The 17702-nt window shown below is 55.0% G+C and carries 14 protein-coding genes; 5 read left to right on the top strand and 9 right to left on the bottom strand.

The genetic code is table 11. The annotated features are described in order from the left end of the window. The 7 genes from ABX962_RS10215 to ABX962_RS10185 all read right to left on the bottom strand — a co-directional run. A partial coding sequence (locus tag ABX962_RS10215) for a sulfatase-like hydrolase/transferase (RefSeq protein ID WP_372719031.1) occupies positions 1-1217 on the bottom strand: 1217 nt, incomplete at its 3' end. A gap of 146 nt (positions 1218-1363) precedes the next feature. Further along, positions 1364-2854, bottom strand: a complete 1491-nt coding sequence (locus ABX962_RS10210; protein ID WP_372719028.1) for a sulfatase — start codon at positions 2852-2854, stop codon at positions 1364-1366. A gap of 38 nt (positions 2855-2892) precedes the next feature. Beyond that, positions 2893-3069 carry a hypothetical protein gene (locus ABX962_RS10205; protein ID WP_372719027.1) on the bottom strand — a complete coding sequence of 59 codons (177 nt, stop codon included), beginning with the start codon at positions 3067-3069 and terminating at the stop codon, positions 2893-2895. 127 nt (positions 3070-3196) lie between these two features. Next, positions 3197-4366 (bottom strand): DUF1559 domain-containing protein, encoded by a 1170-nt coding sequence (locus ABX962_RS10200; RefSeq protein ID WP_372719025.1) that lies wholly within the window; start codon positions 4364-4366, stop codon positions 3197-3199. 368 nt (positions 4367-4734) lie between these two features. Beyond that, positions 4735-5058 (bottom strand): RNA polymerase sigma factor, encoded by a 324-nt coding sequence (locus ABX962_RS10195; RefSeq protein WP_372719023.1) that lies wholly within the window; start codon positions 5056-5058, stop codon positions 4735-4737. Positions 5059-5174: 116 nt separating this feature from the next. Beyond that, entirely contained in the window at positions 5175-5501 is a 327-nt protein-coding gene (locus ABX962_RS10190) for a DUF1559 domain-containing protein (protein WP_372719030.1), read from the bottom strand. Positions 5502-5518: 17 nt separating this feature from the next. Beyond that, positions 5519-5791, bottom strand: coding sequence for a DUF1559 domain-containing protein (locus ABX962_RS10185; RefSeq protein WP_372719022.1), 273 nt, complete (start codon positions 5789-5791; stop codon positions 5519-5521). Between the two features lie 443 nt (positions 5792-6234). On the opposite strand from ABX962_RS10185, the gene ABX962_RS10180 reads away from it, so the two are divergent. From ABX962_RS10180 to ABX962_RS10160, 5 genes are all read left to right on the top strand, one after another. Beyond that, positions 6235-8127 carry a potassium/proton antiporter gene (locus ABX962_RS10180; protein WP_372719020.1) on the top strand — a complete coding sequence of 631 codons (1893 nt, stop codon included), beginning with the start codon at positions 6235-6237 and terminating at the stop codon, positions 8125-8127. Positions 8128-8453: 326 nt separating this feature from the next. Next, positions 8454-9998, top strand: a complete 1545-nt coding sequence (locus ABX962_RS10175) for a hypothetical protein (RefSeq protein ID WP_372719018.1) — start codon at positions 8454-8456, stop codon at positions 9996-9998. Positions 9999-10496: 498 nt separating this feature from the next. Next, positions 10497-11567: a DUF1559 domain-containing protein gene (locus tag ABX962_RS10170; protein WP_372719016.1), complete on the top strand. Its 1071-nt coding sequence runs from the start codon at positions 10497-10499 to the stop codon at positions 11565-11567. Positions 11568-11776: 209 nt separating this feature from the next. Next, positions 11777-12244 (top strand): hypothetical protein, encoded by a 468-nt coding sequence (locus ABX962_RS10165; RefSeq protein ID WP_372719014.1) that lies wholly within the window; start codon positions 11777-11779, stop codon positions 12242-12244. Between the two features lie 160 nt (positions 12245-12404). Next, positions 12405-13241, top strand: a complete 837-nt coding sequence (locus ABX962_RS10160) for a cyclopropane-fatty-acyl-phospholipid synthase family protein (protein WP_372719012.1) — start codon at positions 12405-12407, stop codon at positions 13239-13241. A gap of 816 nt (positions 13242-14057) precedes the next feature. Here ABX962_RS10160 and ABX962_RS10155 read toward each other — a convergent pair. Next, positions 14058-15566: an arylsulfatase gene (locus ABX962_RS10155; RefSeq protein WP_372719010.1), complete on the bottom strand. Its 1509-nt coding sequence runs from the start codon at positions 15564-15566 to the stop codon at positions 14058-14060. Positions 15567-15629: 63 nt separating this feature from the next. Beyond that, positions 15630-17327: a sulfatase gene (locus ABX962_RS10150; protein ID WP_372719009.1), complete on the bottom strand. Its 1698-nt coding sequence runs from the start codon at positions 17325-17327 to the stop codon at positions 15630-15632. Positions 17328-17702 lie beyond the last annotated feature (375 nt).

Genomic DNA, 17702 nt, shown 5'->3' with positions numbered 1-17702 from the left:
CCATCGCGAAGACCGCGGTCGTCTGCAAACATAAGGTGAATGGGGGAGCGTGCTTCGAGCGGTTCGCCGCGAAGTAGCGGTTGCAGCGAGACTCCCGAAACGGGACGCAACGTTCGGCCCTCGCGTGATTCAGGAATGTTGGCTTTGGCAAGATCCGCTAGCGTTGGCAAAACGTCGATCAAGTGAGCTGGTTGCTGGATCATGCTGCCCGAATCAAGCTTCAAACCCGCTGGCCAGTGCACAATCGCAGGAGTCGAAATGCCCCCTTCGAATTGGTTTTGCTTGTAGTAGCGAAACGGGCTATTGCGAGCCCAGGCCCAACCGGTTGAATCACCGAAGGAGACGTTCGCACTGGTGGGCTCGACATCCAATCGAGCCGGTTTTCGATCGTAGGGGCACGCACCGTTGTCCGAGACGAACAAGATGAAAGTGTTTTCGAGTTCGTTGTTTTTCTTTAGATCGGCGACCAAGCGGCCAACCTCTTGATCGACGCGATCAATCATTGCCGCAAGCGTGGTCATGCGATTGGCTTCGTAGTCGCGTTTCCACTGTTCGAGATCATTCCACGCCGGAATGTGTTCAGGCCGAGGGCTCGGTTCGAGCGATTCAGGCAATGCCCCAAGCTGGATCTGCTTGGCGATTCTCGCGTCACGTACCGCGTCCCAGCCTTGGTCGTATTTGCCTTGGTACTGTGTGTAGTCTTCGGGTAACGCATGCAGCGGCGCGTGTGGTGCGTTAAAGGCCACGTACAGATACCATGGCTTGCCCGTGGTGCGGGCTTCGTCGAGGAATTTCAGACCGTAGTCGACGTTGGCAACGGTCGTATAAAAACCATCGCTCGGAACCTGCCAAGGATGGCCGTTCAGACGAAACGTATTGTCGCCTGAAAAATAGTTGCATGCACCGCTGAGGTGACCAAAGTAGCGTTGGAAACCAAAGTCAGTCGGTTGTTGGTCCAGATGCCATTTGCCCGTCATGGCGGTGAAGTAGCCCGCATCGCCAAGCACTTCCGCCGACGTCACGGCATGCACAAGCGACGTGTCTCCCGCCGCAATGCAGTACTGGCCGGATAGCAAACAAACTCGTGATGAATGGCATTTGGCCGTGTTGTAGAACTGTGAAAACCGTGCGCCATCTCGAGCAAGTGCATCTAAGTTCGGCGTCTCGATCTCGCTGCCATAACAGCCGATATCCGAAAACCCCAAGTCGTCGACCATCATCACCACGATATTGGGACGCTCGTCGGCAATGCAGGGACGCACCGAGACGATGCAAATGAATCCCATGCACCATGTGGTTATTTTGAGAAGGTTGGTCATGGGTGGTTTCCAGTGCAGGACGGTGAACGTGGACTCGCTTCGGATTACTTGCGTTTGGCTTGCTTTTTTCGATACGTTGCGCCATTGTCCGCAGGCATCGAGCTGTGCCAAGCAAGAAGCTTTGCCTTTAAGTTTACCGCAATCTCTGGATGATTGGACGCCACGTTCGTCGATTCGGCTCGATCATGGCTTAGGTCATACAGTTCCACGTTCGACCCGTCGTACTCGCACAACAGTTTCCATTTGCCCGATCGAACCGCGAGATCGGGCAGGTCCTCGACGCCATAAAATGAATCGCGATCCGGTGGGCGGCGAAAGAAGATCGGAGCTTGACGTGAACCCCCTTCTCCTCGCATCGCATGTAACAACCCCTGTACATCATGGATCTCTGCCATCGGAGCCTGAGGTGAATTCCCCTCTCCTCGCAGCGTGGCGACTAACGGTTCGCCATCAAATTGGACGCCGTCGGGAAACGGGGTGTCCGTCAACGTTAGCAAGGTCGGTGCAAGATCGATCGCCGAGAACACCGATTCGCGATCAACGTGTCCCTTCCGGCGAACGATCGACGGCCCCCACACGACTAACGGTGACCGGACGCCGCCTTCGTACAGGTGCGTTTTGAATCCACGAAACGGACCCGCTTGACCGGCCCCCGGCGCTGGACCGTTGTCCGAGCAGACCAGGATCAGCGTGTTGTCGCGAAGCGCGGCGTCGTTACGGATTCGGTCAAACAATCGGCCAAGCTGCGTGTCCATCGCTTCGAGCACGGACAAATACAACCGTCGCAGCGAACCATCGCCCCACGTTTCGACCGGAGGCCAATACGGGCCGTGGACATCGTCGGGCCACAGGTTGATGTAGAAAGGTTGCTTGGCCGCGGCGGCTTTGTCGATGAACGGGATGGCCGCATCGACAAACCCCGATGTGATTTCCGATCGCAGCATCCAGCGATATCCATCACCCAGATTCTCGGCGTCCTCCCAAATGCGTCCTGGTTTTTCTTGACCCGGTTTCAAGGTCAGCGGCAGCAGTTTCGGCCCCATGCCTTCGAAATTGGTCAGCGATTCATCAAAGCCATATTCGGTGATCGGCGGAGCATCGTTGACATCCCGCTGCCCGCCCATGTGCCATTTGCCAAAGTGGCCTGTCGCATAGCCGGCCTGCTGAAGCGAACGCGCAAGCATCGGAGCTTTGGGATCGAGCCACTGGGCCACCCCGCGTTCCTCGTTGCTCTTTCGGTTGTTCAGGTATGACGTGATCCGCCAACGCTGTGGATACTGGCCGGTCGAGATGGCAACTCGCGACGGCGAGCAGATTGGCGAGTTGACATAGAACTGCTCGAACCGAACACCCTCGGCCGCCAAGCGGTCGATGTTGGGCGTCGCAGCGTCCTCGTTACCGAAGCAAGAAAAATCGCCCCAACCCATGTCGTCGATAAAGACAAGGATGATGTTGGGACGCTCGGCAGCCACGCTGGTTTGAAGAGATTGTGCCCAGACGAGGGCGAGAACGAGGATGAAGAGTCGCTTTTTCATGGTGTTTCCGTTTCCGTCCGTTTCGTATGTAACGGAACTCACATCCCGTCCCGAATTGCCTCTTCTCGTGCGCGATCACTTTCCGCATCCATCTGCTCAATCTCTTCGTTGGTCATCTCCGGCGCCGGGTTGACCGTCACCTCGGAACTCGTGCCGCATCCGATCAGTGATACAAAACCTACTGCGATGACGAAAACAATGGAACTGGATTTCATCAGAATAAACTCCATTCATGGATAAGTAAGACAGGAAAGTGATTATCTGGCTTGTGGCAGGAGTGCCGTTTTCTGGGCGTCACGACAACGCCTTTCTTCACGACAACTCATCATGACGATGGTCTGGTTATTGGTCCTTCAGCGACGTTGTCTCTCTACCCGCCACGCTGCCCGCAGCACCCCAAACGCCGTAGTTGCTCGCCGAGCCTGCTGGCGGAGCCCCCGGCGCGGAAGTGCCGATCGGGCCTTGGTTCGTATTGCCGGTATCGATGCTGTCGGTGATAAAGGTCACCGAGCCGTCCCCCATCAGCACGTGGCATCCGCCTTGATGACGACTGCCTGCCGTGAAGATACCGCCGGGGCCATTGGCGTCGCCGTTGCCTCGGATACAGTTGGCTGAATTGGGTGGGAATGTCTGACCCACGCCCGACATCATCGGTTCCCCTTGAGCCCAATTGGATCCACGATAACGGTGGCCTCCCGAACTGGTGTCAATCGCGAGCGTCACGCTCGGTTTGTAAAACAGGGGGCGCTCGGGGTCGCGAGCAAACTCGAGGACTTCCGCCTTGGGGTTGTCCCGCATGTCATTGCCGCTTCCGTTGCGAACCAGTACGTCGCCCGCCAATTCGCGTGTGCCGCTGCTGCGTTGAATTTCCGCCATCGCAATCGTCGTGCTCAAACCGTCCAAGCAATCACGAAATCGCGTGACAAAACGATCCTTGAAAAATCCTCGGTGCTGACCAATGTTCACCGGGGTGCCCGCATTGTTACGGGTGTTGTTGCAGTTCCAGAACGAGTCTCCAAAACTAAATCCATAGTTCAGTTGGCCGAACGGAATGCCTGCGTTTGGAGCCAGGTCCGATGGGCATAGCAGCGTCGGAATCTGGGTTCGCCAGGGGACGTAGTTTACGTTGTAGGACGCTGGGCCCATCGCCGGCCAAGAGGTGCCGCCCGGGTCGGTGTAAGGATTAGAAATTTGCTCCCACACCGCCTGTTGCTCGAAAAACGGCGTCAGCCCCGGCATCGCAGACAGACGCTCGCGGTTGGTCGTCAGCGCGCTCGTGGTCGGTGTGCCGCTGCCGCCACCCTGTTGTGGAAGCTGATTGTATGCCGAGTGGTAGTTGTGCAGTGCCAGCCCTAATTGCTTGAAATTGTTGCTGCACGACATTCGCCGGGCCGCCTCGCGGGCAGCCTGAACCGCAGGCAACAACAGACCGACCAACACTCCGATGATTGCGATGACCACTAGCAGTTCGACCAGCGTAAATGCCGGGCGGCGTGAATTCGTCGACTTCATGATTAGACTCCGCAAAGAAGAGGGGAAACGCGGACAACGAACTGGAAATATAACTCAGAGAGTTTTTTTTTCAGAGAGTTTTGAGAAGAAGAGGGTTCCTGTTTGTCGAACTCCGGCGATCCTGCTTGGTTTTCGGTGCTTTCAGGTTAGCGCGTTGCCAGTCATTTGCAATGGTTGCTAGCTGAGATACGTGCGGAGTGTTTAAGTCTATACATTAAATACTGACAAAATATGTAAGTTTTTTTGCCGGGGTTGTTGCTAATGCTAAGTGTCGCATTGGCGGGACTGACTTGCAATGAAAATCCGGTGTAAACGGGGGTGTGCTTGGCGAAACGGGCAATGGACGCAAGAACGCCCTAGGCGGGATGTCAGCAAGACGCGAACCAAATCGACCTTTGGATGCCGTCGTGTGCTCGGACGAGAAGTTTTGTGTGTGCCGCCAATCTGCCCAGGTAGCTGGCAATTTCGCTTCCCGAGCGGTTCTCGAAATAGCGAAGCTTGATGACTTGTTGGCTGCGAGGCGTTAGGGTTTCCAGACACTCCGATAATGCGGAAAGCAGCGTCTCGCGATTCGAGGCGTCTTCACGGTGGCCAGCCTGCTGTACCGACCAATGCTGTTCGAGTAAATCGAGTGTCTCTTTGGACAGACCAACGTACCGTGCCCTCACGGGGGCGAATGATATCAATGGCACGGTTTCGAGCGCACAAACGAAACCCGTTCGTCAAATGCTCGGTCGATTCCAATTTCTCGTCCTGGCTCATCGCTCCGGTACCTCCGGTCGCTCGACTTGCACCCGCTTCGATCGAATCAGTGATGAACTTCACCGCGCCGTCGACTTCCAACCGTAACAGTAGAGATGCGGTTGTCCCTCAAGTCGCTCGCAATCTCACCCGCTTCGATAGTACTGGCAAGTCCGTCGAGAATATCTCGAAACGCCGCGTGGCTGTGTACAACGAGGGCGCCGCAGCGGCTCGCTTGTGCTTCGACAGCCTCGTTGGTCATCTTGAATCCATTGTCATCATTAGGGCCAAACGTTTGCATCACGATCGAATCGCCCAAACAAGCGGCAATGTTGGTTCGTCCCTGTGCCGGTAATCCCTCACCAGCATCACTTGGGCAGCGAAGGCCGGCGATTTCAGTGTTCCATGGTGTTATACGTATCCACGTTGGGCGTTGGTCCCATCGCGTTGTAACCGAGCTGCGGGTTGCTGATCTGTTCCCACAATGCTTGTTGTTAATAAACGGCCTTGCCCAACCAACATGCTCACGCGAGTGTTGTTGCGTTCGTTCGAGTTGTTCCAGACTTCGTAGCCAGTGCTAGATAACGCACCCGTTCCGCTACCATGGATCGGCCTTTGGTTGTACGCAGCATGGTCGTTATGAATTGCCAAACCGATTTGGTTGAAATTGTTCGAACACGACATCTGCCGTGCGGCCGCGCAAAACTAAACGCACGTGAATGGCCGCGATTTACAATCAATATTTGTGTCGCGATCAGGAATTCTGAAAAGTTTCCTTTTTCGGGCCGCTGGCTGCTGCGAGGGCGTTATCAACAGGCAGCCCGGTTTTTGCTGTGGTTGTGGGGGTGGCGGTTTCCGCTACCGGTCGGGTAAAGGGCTGGATCTCGCCGAAAAAGTGATTGTCGGCGGCAACGGTTGCCCGATGTCATGCCGACGCCCAAGGGGGTGCCCGCTGATTGGATCGGGACGAACATTCGATCGCATTGGGGGTGTCGTTTCGAGAACCACGTGGCAAATCGAACGCCAGTCCGATTCTCCAGCGACACGTAGTCGGTAAACTGGTTCAAAAGCGATGGAGTGCTATCGCATATTTCCTATGACACTGTGCGTCCTGCGATCGATTTGACATGTTAAGTATCGAAGCTTTGATTTTGATCACCGGCGTCTTGCTGTTGCTGGGGATTGTGTCGAACAAATTTTCAGCACGCATGGGCGTGCCCGTCTTGGTTCTGTTTCTGCTCGTTGGCATGCTGGCCGGATCCGAAGGAATTGGCGGGATCGAGTTCGAAAACTATTCGCTCGCCAACGGGATTGGGACGATTGCACTCAGTCTGATCCTTTTCGACGGGGGGCTACGCACTCCGTATCGCTCGATTCGTGCCGCCTGGAAACCGGCCGGGGTGCTGGCAACGATCGGAGTGTTTATCACTGCCCTGATCACTGGGCTGGCTGCGTCGTGGTTTTTACAGATCCCGCTGATGGAAGGTTTGTTGTTGGGCAGCATTGTGGGATCGACCGATGCTTCGGTCGTCTTTTCGGTGCTCCGCTTCGGTGGCGTTCATATCCGCCGACGGCTCGCCGATACACTCGAAGTCGAGAGTGGATCGAACGATCCGATGGCGATCTTTCTGACCGTGGGGCTGATTCAAGTGTTGACCGGAGCGGTGCCGTTCGGCCCCGGCTTGTTGGTGTTGTTTCTCACCCAGATTGTGTTTGGAACCGTGGTCGGGCTGTTGGTCGGATGGGGCGGTGTGTGGGTGCTAAAAAACATTCAACTCAGTGCCGCGGGGTTGTATCCCGTTTTGGCGACTGGATTGGCGTTGTTTTCATTCGGTTTTGCAGCAGCGTTTGGCGGCAGCGGCTTTTTGGCCGTTTATTTGACCGGCATTGTGATCGGCAATCGCCGTCCCGTCTTCCACCGCGGTATCCTGTTGTTCCACGACGCCGCCGCGTGGCTATGTCAAATTTTGATGTTTATCGCGCTGGGAATCCTCAGCTTTCCCAGCCGGTTATTGGACGTCGCCGGACCGGCGCTGATGATCTCCGTCGTGCTGATTCTGGTCGCTCGGCCGGTCGCAGTATTCTTGTCCGTTTCGCTGTTTCGATTTTCGTTCCGAGAGCTAACGTTTCTGTCGTGGGTGGGACTCAAAGGAGCGGTGCCGATTACCTTGGCGACATTCCCGATGTTGGCGGGGCTGCCGGGAGCCCCGTTGATGTTCGACACCGTCTTCTTTGTGGTGCTGGTTTCGGCGCTCGTCCAAGGCTGGACGCTACCCTGGGTTGCGCGGTCATTGAAACTGGAGGTGCCCGCTCGCTTGCCACCCCCGGTGACGCTGGAGATCAGTTCCTTGCGAAACGTCGAAGGGGACATCGTCGATTACTTTGTCGATGATGAATGTCGCGCCGCCGGCCATTTGATCAAGAACCTTGCGCTACCCGACGGCGTGGTGGTCGCGCTGATCGTCCGCGACGAGCAAATCATCCCCCCGCAAGGCCGTTCTCAGATTCAGTTCGGCGACCATGTTATTGTCGTGCTGCGACCAGGCGTTCGTGCGATGGTGGATCGCGTCTTTGCCCATCGCGAATTGGAACCTGTGATCTTGCCGACGGCGCTCGAGTTCCCGCTACGGGGCTCGATCACGGCGGCGGACGTAGAGCAGTTCTACGACCTGCAACTGGGCGCAAAGCCCGATGCGACTCTCGACGAAATCATGCGATCACGGTTAAGTGCCAAGTCGCTTGTTCCCGGAGCCGCAATCCAGTTTGATCGAGTGGTATTGAGCGTCCGTGAGCTCAGTGCAACGGGAACCGTGCAATACGTCGGCATGATGATTCTGCCTGAACCTTCGCCATCTGCAAAGCCAGCTCCCGAGCCGGAGTTGGAATTGGCGGATTCAGAAAGCGGAAAGGATCGCGAAGGCGAACCCGTGGGATCACCGTCTCCTTCATCCCCTAGCGATCGTTCCCAAGACGAGCTAGGTGACGAGACAGGCGAAGATACCTCTTCTTCTCCGTCTTAAGGTCTTGTCCATCTTGCGATCTTTTCTTGGCTGGCGCATCTGTGATAAAAGTGTGCATTCGTGCATTGATTGGCAATGGCTGCTCTCGCCGGGCTCTCGCTGGGCTCTCGCTGAGGTTGGAAATGTTAGGCCGCTGCGGCGCAAGCTTAGATCGGAAAAAAGCGAAAAATGGATTGCCTCTGTTTTTCGGTGACCTAGGGTTGCTTAGCGGCAGTAGCTTGCAACACCCCGGTGGTTGCTCGATTGTTTTTCCATCGATCTCAGTTGGGCGACGAATTGTGAAACGCGTTTGACTGGATTCGCCTTCGATAAAGGTCACTTCCCTGATGCGCGCGTTCAAAATTCTGCTTGTCCTGTTCGTAACGCTTTTCGTAGCCGTTTCCACAGGGATTGTATTCTTGTTGGCGATCATTGCGACGATCGGTAGCGACGCCAATTCGCAATTCGACAGCGACGTGGATGTGACCTCGGTTTCTCACTCCGAATCCATCTTGGACCCTGCCGATCAGATCGAAATACAGCAGGGCAATGTGACGCTCTATTTTGATCCTGCAATCGACAAGGACCAAGCCAAGGCAGTTTTGGATGTTCTGGGTTCGAAATGTCTGCTGGGAACCGGCGATTATCAATACGCCTTTAGTTTGAGCTCGACTCCGGGTTTGAGCTCGACTCCGGCGGCCCATCAACTGAGATGCCTCGATAGCATGTCTCTGGAGTTCTGCGAAAAACTGCAGCCCATCTACCAGTCGATGGCAACCATCATTAGCCACCATTGTTTTCAAGGCGAGACGTTTCGTGTGGTCATGCAACCGTCTGACGCCGATGTGGCGGTGATCGCCGAAAACCGAAGCGATGTCGCCGCATGTTGGTTTAACGGTTCGCAGAGTCTCTTTTTCGAACAGCCCTTTTCGCCTCAAGATATCGAGTCCATTCTCGATAGCTTTCGCGAGCTTGGGATGGTTTCCCCCGAAAGCGACTTGACTCACCTGTTTTTTCGCCACACCGAGCAATCTGGCGAGGTGCAGGTGATTGGCAAACAAAGCAGTCTGGATGCGATCGATCCAGCCACACTGGATGCAACGCTTCGCTATCGCGCCCTTCAATCGAGTCTGTTGTTATGTGCAGGGCGTCAATGCACCTTTTCGGTCACTGATCCCGGATTTAATCCCATCAAAAGCGTCGTGCACGCTCCGCCATATCAGCCCACTCAGTTTGCTAAAAACGGATGCATGCTGTATCTGTCCGACCCCTCGATCTCTCAGGCGACCCTCGATGCCATTGCCGCCCGTTTGCCGACGATCCCCGAGCGTGAGATCACGGTCGACTTTTGGATAAGCCAATCCAACAATCACTTCACGGTCTTGGCTCCCTCCTCGGACGCCGTACTGGAACGCGGTGCAGTACTGCAGCGGAGTCTGTTGTCCACCGGTATTGGTATCAACAGTGAATTGCCCGACGAAGCGACGTTGACAATCATCGCGTGCGACTATGGATTCAAGCCCCATCAGTCGTTCCCGGTGCGGAAGCGATTGGGACCTTATCTCGCTCGCAACAACAACCGTTTAAGCTATGCGCCCCCTTTTGATGAAGAGTTTGCTAATCGCGTTGCCGATTATTTTGAAGCCCAAGGCGTGTTCACCGAGCATGGGGCGGCCCACGTTGAAATCTTTCGTTCCGATCAACCCGAGTCACTGCCGTGTGTGCAGCTCTATGTCACCGAGTCGATGATTTCGTCTGAATCGGCTCCTCAATTGAAAACGTTTGGATCGAATACGGCTGCGGATTTGTTTCCCGGACAAAGGTCTGTCTTTCAGCTGTGCAACGCTCTTGGTGTACCGCTGGAGGAATATGCTTGGCTGAACGAAGGGTAGGATCGGAGTCGCTACCGGTCGATGGATCGAGAGTTGACTTGCGACTCGGACATTTCGCCGCACGCAAACGCGGGGTCGCACAGAATTTGTGCATCGATCGCGTGAGCTGTGTGCAATCCCAGACGCTGGATGGCCGGGTGGCAGGGTTGCCCCCAAGGCTGTTGTTCGTCAATATCTGAAAAAAACGAGCCGTTTTTTAAAAAAGAATTGGAATCGCAATGTGGCCAAGCCGGACATGACTTGGCCCTCTAAGGGCGGTGCTCGGACCTTGTTCGTATCTGACAAAAGATCTTCGCTCCCAATTTCGTGGTTGAGTTCCGGCAAGGTATATCGCTTGCTTACCTTTCGTCTGCATCGGCCCTGAGGACTTCCCAAAGGCATCCTCGGGATTCGATAAGCCCGACAAGTTGTCCTTGGATGGGCGTTATTGATGTTTATTTTTTTTGAGGGCGGTCTACGGGCCTCCTGAGCGCAAACAACGAAACAACGGAAGAAGAAGTGATCAAGAAATTTTCTCGTACGAACAGACACCATGACGCATTTACGCTCGTTGAATTGTTGGTGGTGATTGCGATCATTGGCGTGCTCGTCGGTCTGCTTTTGCCGGCGGTACAAGCGGCTCGCGAGGCCGCTCGACGGATGCAGTGCAGCAACAATATGAAGCAAATCGGGTTGGCCGTGCATATGTACCACGACTCCTTTACCGCAATTCCACCCGCCTCGTTCGCGAAAGCGAGTACGGATCCCAGCTCGCTGCCCGCATCGTGGTTGGTGCGAATCTTGCCTTACATGGAACAATCCGCAGCCTATGAGCGAGCCGTCTTCGCTGGCAGTGATTGGGGAAATCGAGGTAACGGGATCAACCAAAGTTGGCAAGGGTTTCACAAGTTGATCGTCGAAACGATCAACTGTCCCTCCAGCCCTTTGCCGATGACTCGTACTGAAACGGCTCGACCAGGCACCGTTGCCTTAGGAGCTCCAGATCAACTGGAGACTCAAATCTCGTCGTATGCCGGCATCTCGGGTGAATACGGCTACGGATACTCTACCGGTACATCTGCTTGGTGGAATGGATACTTCGGTATGGCCGATTACTCGGGATGTATTCTTCCGGTCGACAGCAAAAACAGTCGTCCGCTTCGTTTTGCCTCGGTGATGGACGGGTTGAGCAATACGTTTGCTGTGGGGGAACAAGCCAATTTCAAACTCGTTCGCAACGCCGATGGAACCACCAGCCAGTATGATCATCGCAGCAGTAATTTCTACGGCGGAGCGTGGTGTGGCGGCGGGGGTGATGCCGATCCCAAAGCACTGTACGGCTATCGCCAAAACTATGCTTCGGTGCGACGAGGCATCAATTTTTCACCGACCGCTGCAAATAATCCTTGGGGAACAGGTCAAAACGGTGGATGGCCCGGAAATCACTCGATCTTCAATTCGGCTCACCCTGGCGGAGCTCAATTCCTTCGCATGGATGGTTCGGTCCAGTTTGTGACGGAGAATATCAATTTCCAGACTCTGTCCAAACTGGTGAACCGGCGTGACGGCGAAACGATCGAAGAAATCTAGTCTTCGTGTGATTCGCGGTAAGAAGATTGTTTTTTGTATGACGGCCATTCGTGGCCGTCTTTGCTTTCGAGGAATGATGATTCCAATCATCCTCGAACTTCATGAGCATGACGTCACGCAGGTGTCAATGGCTGCAACATGCGGCCGTCGCAGCAGCGGTTGGTCATTGGCTCACTTCACCATCACCTCTGTTTGAGCTTTGTAGGAAGATGACACGAATATTCGAGATCCATTGGAATGTCGCTCGCTTCGCCACCATTGCGATGCTATCGATTGCTACCACGACGGTTGGGTGTGCCCCCAATGACAAGCCGGATCTAGCGGTCGTGACAGGAACTTTGACTAAGAACAGCCAGCCTTTTGTCGGTGCGACCGTCGAGTTCTACCCGGAAGAGCCCGGTGCTGCCTCGTACGGTATTACCGACGAAGAAGGTCGCTTCACGCTGAGTTACTCGACCGGAGACCCAGGCGCCGCGCCCGGCAAGCACACTGTGCACGTGATCGGAGGCCGTGTTAAGGGGGGGAGCGGAGCGAGTGACAGCGTCCCAGCCGAAGCGACCGATGACGCACCGGCCATGGCGGCTTCGCCTTTGGCGGGCGGTCCAGGAGCCGTCGCCAACTTGACTGCCGAAGTGGTCGAGGGTGAAGTGAATGACATTAAATTGACCATTCCCTGATGGAATCGTCCCGCTCCGGAAGCCGGTTGGGGGTGACCGATTCGGAATGATTTAAGCAAACTCTGGTTGGAATTCGAGACGAAACGCTTTGCAGCGTCATCTGAACTCGTCACGATAAAGACAGAATTATCGCTTGCTTCATTCCAAGGGGGCGGAGACCATGATCGCCATCGAAGGCGTCCGCAAGGATTCCATCCGCAGCCACTATCAACTCGGAACGCTGTTCTATCGATTGTTGTGGGGGCCCCACATTCATCATGGGCTGTGGCATGGCGACGAATCGCCCTATGTCGCGCAGTGTCAATTGACTGACACGCTTGCCGATATGGCTCGTATTCGCACTGACGACAAGGTGGTCGATATCGGTTGTGGAATGGGCGGATCATCGATCCGGCTTGCTAAATTACATGGGTGTGACGTGACCGGCGTCACGCTCAGTCCGGTCCAGCGACGTTGGGCGATGATCTCGTCAATGATCAAACGTGTGGGCACACAAACGCGGTTCCTTGCCGATGATGCCGAACGAGTGAGTTTTGATCCGGCTAGTTTTGACGTGGTGTGGAGCGTCGAATGCACCGAACATCTATTTGATAAGCCCGAGTTTTTTCGCCGAGCATTTCAGTGGTTACGACCGGGTGGCCGGATCGCGATTTGTGTGTGGTTCGAAGGCGAAGACACGAGCATTGCCGATCATCGCAAGCAGTGTGAAGAAGTCTGCCAGCGTTTTGTGTGTCCGTCGCTAGCCACGCGAGCGGACTACGCTCGCTGGATCACCGAATCAGGCATGCGGGTGACTCACAACGAGGATTGGACGAGCCGAGTCACACAGACCTGGGAGATCTGTAAGCAGCGTGTTCAGCGAACCGGGGTGCGGCATCTCGCCAAAATGCTCGACCCAGAGCAAGTTGATTTCATCGATGGTTTCGACACGCTGCTCCGTGCCTATCGAAGCGGCGCGATGCAGTACGGCGCGATCGTCGCCGAAAAGGACGCTTGATGCAGGATGCAAGGCGCGGCGTCGGAGTTGCTCGGTTGAGCCGTGAGATGTAAGAGAGCGGGGTATGCATATGCCTGAACTGCTAAATTGTTGTGGATGTAGCGGTTCGTTGGTTGCGTTGTTTTTTCTGCCACCTCTCCACCAACTTTGTTGGGGGAGAGGTCGAATGGAGCCTTCAGCGACATTCGGGTGAGGGGGCCGACCGAGCAACGCGTCTGCGGCCCTACCGTCGCATCAATTTGACTTACTCGGTTGAGAGGTAACTGCAGTAAAACCCGGTCGCTTACGCGTCGCGGCTCAATATATCATCAAGCCGTTGACGGCTTTCGTAACTACTGAAGCATCCATTTGAATTGCTCGGCTTGTATCGCGGTCGCCCCCTCACCCGAGCATCGCCTAAAGGCAACGCTGTGAAGCATTTTCTCGTAGCGACCTTCGCCAGAAGGTGGTGATTCGTATTGGACAGCAATCATCCACGCTCTGGCGAGCGTAGCTACGGAACGCAAATGCCGTAATTTGCCGTCTCTAAATGCTTCACAGCGTTGGCCTATAGAACGTGCTCGACCTGCCTCCTGACTTCGGAGACTGCTGATTTTGAAGTAATCTAATAGGCCGGAGGCCGATACATGAATTGCCGTTGGCGTGAGCCAACGGTTTAGGGGCGACCTGTCGCCGTAAGGCCGGAGGCCGACACGTTGACCGAGAGTGTGTCGCCCGCTGGGCAATGTTTTCTCACCTCCACTAGCCGGCGGCTCACGCCACCGGCAGAGGGTGTGTCGGCCTCCGGCCTTTCGTCCGCGATTCTGCTCGCGATCACTACAGCGCCGGAGGTGTCCACTTGGGAATGCCTCGCTCTTTGAGTTGCCGTTCGTAGCGCACTGCTTGCGGATGTTCGGCCGAGTACGGAGCGTCTTCATTGACCATCAATGGCACCGTTTCACTCCACCACTGGTCGTACGCTTTTCGCATCTCGGCAACAACTTCGGGATGCTCTGCCGCGACATCTTGCTTTTCGCGAGGGTCGGCAGAGATATCGTACAGTTCTTTGTTGTTAACAAACCGCCATCGTTGCGATCGAACGGCACAGCTCTTGAACTTGCTGTCGTTGGGATCGGCCCCTTTCTCCCAGCGACCGACGTGCACGAACAGATTCCGATCGGCCCAGTCGGCATCGGGATCTTTCAGCAGTGGCAGCAAGCTGCGTCCGTCAATCGGTTGGATGTCAGACGGAATTTCGCTGCCGGTCAGTTCACAGAACGTTTTGTACAGATCGATGTGGGCGGTCAGTGCCGGAATATCAACGCCTTCGCCGAGTTTGCCCTTCCACCGCCAAAACGCAGGCACATGCGTTCCCCCTTCCCATGGTGATCCTTTGCCCGTTTTGAATCCGGCGGTGTACATCGGAGTTCGCTTGCCATTGAGTTTGCCGCTGCGACCGGCTTGGCCGTTGTCGGTCATGAAGATAACCAGCGTATTGTCCCAAAGCTTCCATTCGTCGAGTTTCTGCATCAGCACGCCAAAGTTATCGTCGATATTTTCGATCATGCCATACCGACCTTGCGTGCTTGCGTCCCAGCCCAAGTCGGCGAATCGTTTCTTGTACTTCTCGGGTGCCAGCATCGGACCGTGCGGAGCATTGGTGCTGACGTAAGCGAAAAACGGAGTTTTTGCTTCATGTTGTTTCTTAATCCAACCGAGTGCGGCTTGAAAGAAAACGTCCGTGCAAAATCCTTCGGTCTGGACGATCGTGTCGTTGTGCAGAATCACGTTGTCAAAGTACTTGCCCTCGTTTTCGCGATTGGGTGGGAAATCTGCACAGCTACCTTCATAGGCTTGGCCAATTCCGCCGGCACCGTGAATAAAGACTTCGCTGAATCCGCGGTTATACGGCTGGTACTCGTCTTCATCGCCGAGATGCCACTTGCCAAAGATTCCGGTTTCGTAACCCGATTTTCGCAGCAGTTGCGGAAACGTGGTTGTCGAAAGCGCCATCCGCTCGCGTTCTTTGATCGTATGCGTTACGCCATTTCGGAACTCATGTCGACCGCTGAAGATCGACGATCGTGTGGGAGCACACGTCGGGCTGACGTGAAAGTCGGTGAAACGTGTCGACATTTGATAGAAGCGATCGATGTTCGGAGTCCGCAACACCTTGTTGCCCATGCACGATAGATCGCCCATGCCTTGGTCGTCGGTCATGACCAGGATGATGTTCGGGCGAGATCCTGCCAAATCGTCAGCGCGGGCCGACTCTGCAGACACGGCTGACAACATCACAGCAAACAGACACAAGGCTAACGAGGCTGAGAGATACCGGTTCATCATAGGAGCAACTCTTTTCAAGGATGGGGGGAGGATGAGTTCATGGCGGACTGTTTTGCCGTCGGCTTAGTTATCGCCGACCCAGGTGCGGATGTTGACCTTTCCTGCTTTCAGTTCTTGCTGGCGACGCTGCAAGTATTGATGAGAAATCTCGCGAGCCTTGGCCCGATCCGATTGGTCATAGTCCCAGAACTCTTGCACCACGGCTTCGCATTCGGGGAAATGAGTGCCGTCGTCTCCAACGCGTTTGCGTGTTTCGGCTAAGCGAGACTTTAGCTCGGCGACCAAATCGGCATGCTCGGGGTTGCTGTACAAGTTAACGGTCTCTTGCGGGTCGTTGACCATATCATACAGTTCCCATCCCGGTGGCGTTTGGTAGCCGCCATCGTAATTGCATCCGTAATAGTAGATCAGCTTGTGCGTCTTGGTGCGGATGCCGAAATGGGCTGGATTGTCATGGTGTGCCATGTGCATCCAATAACGGTAGTAGGCTTCTTTCTTCCAATCGTCCGCTTCCTTGCCGGTTTCCAGCAGTGATTTGAACGAGCGTCCCTGGACCGAATCGGGAATGTTTGCCCCGGCAAAGTCCAACATGGTCGGGCCGTAGTCGACGTTTTCGATGATCGTGTCGAATCGCCCTCCGGCAGGTACCGCCTTGGGGTAACGCACAAGAAACGGCATCCGTTGGGACGGATCGTACATCCATCGTTTGTCTTGGTAATCATGCTCGCCCAGCATGAAACCCTGGTCGCCGGTGTAGATGATCACCGTATTGTCGAGCTGCCCGCTGTCTTCGAGTTGTTGGAACAGCCGGCCAAGGTTGTCATCGATTCCTTTGACACAGCGCAGATACTTTTTCAGATAAGCGTTGTAGGCAAATCGGGTGTTTTCTTCATCGCTGTAGTTTTTCGGGTCAAAGTTAGGCGGGAACTCATTGGGATACAATTTCGGCAAGTCGCCCAAGTAAGACCGACGCGGATTGCGACCGCCGATGGACGTGCCGATATGAGGAATCAATTCATCGTCGGCACCACGCGTGGCCATCGAACCGAATCGTGGATCGCATTTCCAAAGCGTCTCGGGTTCGGGGATGTTGACATCCGCCAGATACGATTCGTAACGCTCTGCATTGTCAAAGTAATCATGCGGCGCCTTGTAATGGTGCATCAGAAAGAACGGCTTGTCTTTGTCTCGACCTTCTTTCAGCCAATCGAGTGTCAGATCGGTGATCGCGTCGGTCGAGTGCTTGCCGTCGAACTTGATTAGGTTCTTACCCCACGGCTTTTCACCACGGACCAGGAACTCGGGATTGTGGTAGTGGCCTTGGCCGGGAAGCACACAGTAGTAATCAAAGTCAGCGGGTTCATCGTGCAGATGCCACTTGCCGATCATCGCGGTTTGATAACCCGCTTTTTTCATCTCGATCGCCAGCATCTGTTTACCTGGCGGAATTCTGCCTCCCAAATCAAACGCACCGTTGGTGTGGTTGTATTGACCCGTCAGCACACAGGCTCGCGACGGCGAGCAGATCGAATTGGTGCAGAACGCGTTGGTGAACAACGCCCCTTCGTTTGCCAAACGGTCGATATTTGGAGTCGGCGCCACTTCCGCAAGCCGGCTGCCATAGGCCGAGATCGCGTGGGCCGCGTGGTCGTCGGACATGATGTAAAGGATGTTCGGTCGGTCGGCGGCATCACAGGGCCGGGGGCTGGCCAGCCCAACGCTGACGAGTAAAAGGCAAAATAGTTTGGCAAGGTGGTTCATGTTGCGTTCTTTCGTCTGCTACTGATGTGGGGAGGAATAGATGTAATGGCCAGATTCCACTCGATGGAGACCGATTTCTTCAAGCTCGCGTCGCTGGTTCTCGGCAGTGGAATTTGGCTCGCGAATGATTGTTTTGGATGGCGATGGAAATTTCCAGAGCATCATCCTAACTCGAAAGCGTCAGTGAGGCACCAAGGACCGGGGCGTTCAATGAAAAGGAAACGGGTTATTGGGCATCGTCGCGTCGGGGTGTTTTCGAGTTTTGTCATCGATTCAAAGGATTCGTTTGAAAATTTTTAATCACGATGTCCAGCACGTTCGCACGGTACTAGGCAAAGTTCCCGGGGCAATGCTTAACGCCGTGAACGATTTTCT

It is taken from the genome of Novipirellula sp., from assembly GCF_041583735.1.
Lineage (GTDB): Bacteria > Planctomycetota > Planctomycetia > Pirellulales > Pirellulaceae > Novipirellula.
This window is presented reverse-complemented; position numbering and strand designations above follow the sequence as displayed.